Origin of the sequence: Haloferax profundi (assembly GCF_001469865.1) — an archaeon.
Lineage (GTDB): Archaea > Halobacteriota > Halobacteria > Halobacteriales > Haloferacaceae > Haloferax > Haloferax profundi.
In genome coordinates this window covers 1-4643 of record NZ_LOPV01000176.1, presented here as the reverse complement: position 1 = coordinate 4643, position 4643 = coordinate 1, and the positions used below count along the sequence as shown (strand labels likewise).

Annotated in this window: 6 protein-coding genes, 1 tRNA gene and 1 pseudogene; 3 read left to right on the top strand and 5 right to left on the bottom strand. The window is 61.6% G+C overall.

The annotated features are described in order from the left end of the window. Positions 1–35: 35 nt before the first annotated feature. Both AUR66_RS09460 and AUR66_RS09455 read right to left on the bottom strand, forming a co-directional pair. Positions 36–506, bottom strand: a complete 471-nt coding sequence (locus AUR66_RS09460; protein WP_058572192.1) for an Lrp/AsnC family transcriptional regulator — start codon at positions 504–506, stop codon at positions 36–38. 63 nt (positions 507–569) lie between these two features. Continuing rightward, on the bottom strand, positions 570–1367 hold the full coding sequence (locus tag AUR66_RS09455) for an inositol monophosphatase family protein (protein ID WP_058572191.1): 798 nt from the start codon (positions 1365–1367) through the stop codon (positions 570–572). Between the two features lie 160 nt (positions 1368–1527). Between AUR66_RS09455 and AUR66_RS09450 the strand changes: the two genes are divergently transcribed. After that, entirely contained in the window at positions 1528–1809 is a 282-nt protein-coding gene (locus tag AUR66_RS09450; RefSeq protein ID WP_058572190.1) for a hypothetical protein, read from the top strand. A gap of 905 nt (positions 1810–2714) precedes the next feature. Here the strand turns inward: AUR66_RS09450 and AUR66_RS09445 are convergent. From AUR66_RS09445 to AUR66_RS21885, 3 genes are all read right to left on the bottom strand, one after another. Then, positions 2715–2798 (bottom strand) — tRNA-Leu (locus AUR66_RS09445). Positions 2799–2843: 45 nt separating this feature from the next. Further along, a complete protein-coding gene (locus AUR66_RS09440) occupies positions 2844–3503 on the bottom strand; it encodes a sulfite exporter TauE/SafE family protein (protein ID WP_058572189.1) in 660 nt (219 codons plus the stop codon). Positions 3504–3586: 83 nt separating this feature from the next. Further along, positions 3587–3736, bottom strand: coding sequence for a hypothetical protein (locus AUR66_RS21885; RefSeq protein WP_197409721.1), 150 nt, complete (start codon positions 3734–3736; stop codon positions 3587–3589). Positions 3737–3795: 59 nt separating this feature from the next. Between AUR66_RS21885 and AUR66_RS09435 the strand changes: the two genes are divergently transcribed. After that, positions 3796–4281, top strand: a complete 486-nt coding sequence (locus AUR66_RS09435) for a DUF309 domain-containing protein (protein ID WP_058572188.1) — start codon at positions 3796–3798, stop codon at positions 4279–4281. 98 nt (positions 4282–4379) lie between these two features. Next, positions 4380–4643 (top strand): annotated as a pseudogene (locus AUR66_RS09430) (succinylglutamate desuccinylase/aspartoacylase domain-containing protein); the annotation flags it as partial.

Genomic DNA, 4643 nt, shown 5'->3' with positions numbered 1-4643 from the left:
AGTGAGCGACGCGGCAGTACTGTTTCTCAGTTCGCTCAATCGTCGTCTTCGGGCCCCTGAATCGGTAAGACCGGGTCGTCGTACTCGGTTCCGAGGATGACCATCGTCTGCGAGCGAGAGAAACCTTCCAGTTCCGCGATGTGGTCGAACATGAGTTCGCGAAGGGCGTCGGTGTCCTCGGCGTACACGCGGAGCATCACGTCCCACTCGCCCGTGGTGAGGTTAATCTCCTGGACGCCCTCTATCTCGCGGAGTTGCTGGAGTGCCTCTTTCTCGTGTCCCTGCTTGACGCGGAATCCGACGAGTGCCGACGTGCCCAATCCGACTTCTCGCGGGTCCACGTGCGCGTGGTAGCCCTGGATGACGCCTGCGTCTTCCATCCGCCCGACTCGGTCGTGGACCGTCGCACTCGACATATCGATTTGGCGAGCAATCTCACTGAACGGTGTCCGCGCATCCTCCATCAGGAGGCGGAGAATAGCCCTGTCCGTCGCGTCGAGTTCCATACGGGCATGTACTGGGGGGGCCAACTTCGCATTTGCGGAAGCGCGAACGACGTTATACGTCAGTTACAGGTCTGCAATCTCGCGGGCCGCTTCGAGGACCGTGTCGTGAACGTGTCCGTTCGACGCGACGAGTCCCTCCGAGTCGTGTCGCCACTCGTTGCCGTCGAGGTCCGTGACCCGTCCGCCGGCCATCCGAACGAGGTGGACACCAGCCACCGAGTCCCACGGGTTCGCGCGCTTGTTCGTGACGACGCCGTCGAGTGCGCCGTCGGCGACGAACGAGAGTGCAACTTGCATGCTCCCGTAGCGACGCATGTCACCGAATCGTGTGACGATGGCCCGCGTCGCTGCCGCGTACTCGTCGCGAGCGTCGTAGTTCCACCAGAACGTCGGACTGACCGTACACGTCTCTGGGTCGTCGCGTTGGCTCACGGAGATTTTCTCACCGTTCCGGTAGGCAGCCTCGTCGTCGGCCGCATAGAGGTCTTCGAGGGCGGGGAGGAAGTTCGCGGACGCGACGGGGTCACCGTCGATGACGGCCGCGACGGACGTCGCCCACACGGGGATGTCGCGGACGAAGTTGTTCGTCCCGTCGATGGGGTCGATGACCCATGAGGCACCCTCGTCTGGGACCGACTTCAGTTCGTCTTCTTCTTCCCCCACGATGGCGTCGTCCGGGAACGAGCCGTGGATACGGTCGATGACACGTCGTTGGGCAGCCCGGTCCGCCTCCGTGACGACGTCCGTCTTTCCGCCTTTCGTCTCGACGGCGATGTCGGTTCGGAAGGCTCGTCGCGCGACTGCGCCGCCGTCACGTGCAGCACGCTGCGCACGGTCCGCGCGGGCACCGAGTTCGTTCATGGACGTGACAGGAGCGGGAAGCGGCCTATATCCATCGACCGGTCGGCGTCGACACGCGGTCGCTGACGACCTGACGACCCGTGTGACCGATGGCTAATCGGCCGCCTGCGGTGCGACGTCGGCCCGGTGGCTTATCACACTGACTCACCTATCGGTATCTGTGAGAGATGCAGGCGACCTCCCGGTGAGCGTCCGTGGCGCACTCACGACGGCCTTCGACGAGGCACGCGACGCTGTTCGGCGTGGTGATACCGACACTGCACTGGAGTGTACCGACGAAGCACGGCGTATCGTCCACCACAAGGTGCCGCCGGGGTTGGTGAACGAACAGTTGGAACACGGACTCGCCGCAGTCGAGCGAACCGCGGCGGACGAACCCGTCGTCGCATCCGAATACCTCCGCGCGATGAAGCGACTGCTCACTGGGTCTGACGACGACTGAAAATACGGTCCGCTCGCTCGACGGGTAGATAACGGAAAACGCCAGAATTCGCAATTAGAACCCGGACGGAAGACGTTTTCCGCAACCCTCACAGCCTTTTTCGGCTTGCGCCGACTTCCCGAACTCCGATTCCTCGTGGTCCGGTACTTGGCTTTCGTGCCACACACTCGCAGTGTGGTTAGCGGGGTTGCTTCGGTTCCTCTTCGGCACTTTGACCTCGTCTTCCTTTTACGAAAGACTCGGTGTTCGTGTCGACCCCATTCCTCCGCATCTTGCGATGCGTACCATCGTCGGTGCCTTTCACACCGTCCGATTGGATTCGGTTTGGTCATCCGGTGCGTCCTTGCGCTTCCGGCAATACTATAGTATGCTCGATAACATAATGAATGTTTCTGATATTCTCTGATACGTCAGTGTCGGCCGAAATTCAGGTCTTCTAACTGGGCTGTCGTGCTCGCGACGTTCCGTCTCTCACACCCAGAATGTCGTATCGACTGGACTGCTGTGTCACGGTTTTCACGAGAAACGTGGTCTGTTGGTACCACGTCTCACGAGTGGACACGAGTCACCGACTCGAAACGACGACGGATATACACAGTCGTGGTAAATGGCGGCTTAATCGGTGGTAAAATTACTGATAGTTTGGGCACATTCGTGGGTATGTTGGCGACAGTTCGGAGTCGTCAGACTGTGAGTGCTGGTTCTGTGTGCGAGGGGAGAGATTTGGACTTCGGAGCCTCGCTTCGCTTGCCTCGACGTTCTAATCCTCCGGACGATTCGCACTGCGCCGCGTATGGCGGCGCATACTCGTGCGAGGGGAGGGATGTGAACCACGGTCGCTGACGCTCCCTGATTCGAATCCTTCGTACACACTCGCCACTCGTCGCTTCGTTCTTCGGAGCAAGTGCGAGGGGAGGGATTTGAACCCACGGACTCCTACGAGAGCGGATCTTGAGTCCGCCGCTTTTTCCTGACTTAGCTACCCTCGCGCGTATGAAGATAGGTCAGGGGGACCGCTAAAACGTTGCGAATCGTTAGACGAAGAGTCCAACCTGCTCGACGACGAGGAGTCCGCCCACGACCACGCCGACGACGCCTGCTGTGGCGCGAAGGAGGCGCGTCCCGCCCACGTCCATCGACCGACCCCAGAGCGTGGAGACAGTCGCCATCGTCGCCACCGTCAGCAGACTAAACGCGGTGAGGAACGCGACGGCCTGTCCCATTCCGGGTGCGGCGGACACCATCGCGATGACGAGTGCTCCACTGCCGGCGAATCCGTGGAGGACGCCGACGGCGAACGACTCGTCGTGGACGTGTGTGTGTTTCGTCCCGAGTGCGACGCTGCCAAGCGAGAGATGTCGATGGGTCTGCGCTCCGTGGTCGTGATTCCGGAGTGTCGGGAGCGACACGCCAGCAGCACGGAGGAGCATTCGAGTCCCGAGGACGACGAGTATCGCACCGACGGTAACCTCGAAGAAGTGCGTCACCGACTCGGGCAGGCGCACGCCGAGTGCGACGAACAGGAGGCCGACGACGACGATTGGAATCGAGTGACCGACGCCCCACGAAGCGCCGACGATACTCGGTCTTCCGTCGTCTTCGACCATCGTCGCGACGGCGGCGAGGTGGTCGGCTTCCAGCGCGTGCCGGATACCGATGACGCCGCCTGCCACGAGTGCAGATGCGAGTGCCATTGCTACCGAGTGTGCGAACGGGACGTAAATATGACGTGCATTGCGGCGACCATCGCCCATCGAATAGGGGCAGACAGACGACGCTACTCAGGATTCCACTCGCAACACGCGCCGGTGGTCAGTCCCTCGTCGGCGACACAGGACGTGAGGCAGGCGTAGTTACAGAACACACCGGCGGGGACGCGTTCGCCGTTCTCCACCTCTTCGACGAAGACTGGGTCGTGTCTGTACACGTCTGACCCTGTGTTCGACTACCGATGGAATTACCCGGTATAACGACCTGTTTCCCTCCATGGACGAACACACCCGCGACCCGAGTGTTGCCCCGCCACTCGGGAACCCGTCTGGGTGGAACGCGGACGTACGGATGTGGGAACACGCGACGCTCCGGAGAGCAGTCGAACACGGCGTCCGCCTGTTCAACTCGGCCGACTTCCACGAGAGCCACGACTGCTTCGAAGACGAGTGGTACAACTACGGCGCGGGGACGACAGAGAGTGCCTTCCTCCACGGGATGGTACAGGTAGCCGCAGGTGCGTACAAGCACTTCGACTTCGAGAACGACGTCGGCATGCGCTCGCTGTTCGAAACGGCCTTGCAGTACCTCCGCGGCACTCCGAGCGACTTCTACGGCGTGGACGTAGACGACGTTCGAGCGACACTCCGGGCGGCACTCGACGACCCAACCGAACTCCACGGGTGGCAGATTACACTCGATGGACAGCAGGCGACTGCCTACCCTGCCGATTACGACTACGCGGCGCAGTTGGACCACTGACGCCTCGCAGTCGACACCGGCGGAGTCGACCAAATTTTGTCTGTGAACACACAGGAAGAATCTTAAAGGCCTTTAGCCCCTGGCTCTAGGACCCGGCAATGCGAATCTACGAACTCGGTGATGGCACCCCGGAAGTGTCAGTCGTCGGGTCGATTCACGGTGACGAACCGTGTGGCGCGCGCGCCATCGAGCGGTTCGTTGCGGAAGACCCAGACGTCGAACGCCCGGTGAAACTCATCGTCGCCAACGAGGAGGCACTCGACGCGGACGTTCGGTACCTCGACGAGGACCTCAACCGCGCCTTCCCCGGCGACCCTCACGCAGAGAACCACGAGCGTCGCCTCGCGTACGACTTGGGCCGG